This window comes from Paraburkholderia sp. EG304 (assembly GCF_046543485.1).
In the GTDB taxonomy this organism is placed as follows: domain Bacteria; phylum Pseudomonadota; class Gammaproteobacteria; order Burkholderiales; family Burkholderiaceae; genus Paraburkholderia; species Paraburkholderia youngii.
Genome location: NZ_JBKGUA010000310.1, coordinates 1 through 505, shown reverse-complemented (window position 1 = coordinate 505; position 505 = coordinate 1). Strand labels below are relative to the sequence as shown.

Genomic DNA, 505 nt, shown 5'->3' with positions numbered 1-505 from the left:
ACATGAGCCTACATGGACGTACTTGCGGCGGGTCCCGACAACCCACCCGTGCCCGCCCAAACCGCGACAAGCGCGGCCCTAAGCGCCGTTGCCGTTGTCGTTGCCGTTGTCGTTGTCGTTGCCGCTGCGATTGACGCACTCCAACGCACGAGCGCAGAACAAAAAAAGGGCGAGGCACTCGGCCCCGCCCTCTCAATACCACCGGAAATCGAATCAGCCGCGTTGCGCGCAATACATCGACTGCGCCGGCAACACCAGCTCGCCATCCACCGCCTCGCCCACCTCCGGACCCGGCACATGCATCGCCTGCCACGCGCCCACCGGCAGCGACACCCGAACGCGCTCAGCCGACAGATTGAACGCCAACAGCAACGTCTCCTCGCCGTGCGCCCGCTCGAACATCAACACCGGCGCGGCCGACTCCAGGAAACGGATGTCCCCCAACAACAACGTCGGCATCGTCCGCCGCCACGCCAGGAACTGACGGAACGCGTTCAACACCGAC

General features: G+C 65.1%; 1 protein-coding gene. It reads right to left on the bottom strand.

Annotated elements, in window-relative coordinates; translation table 11 throughout:
- Positions 1 to 213: 213 nt before the first annotated feature.
- Positions 214 to 505, bottom strand: a 292-nt coding sequence (locus tag ACLFKU_RS44025) for an alpha-glucosidase C-terminal domain-containing protein (protein ID WP_410853428.1), incomplete at its 5' end; no start/stop codon positions are given.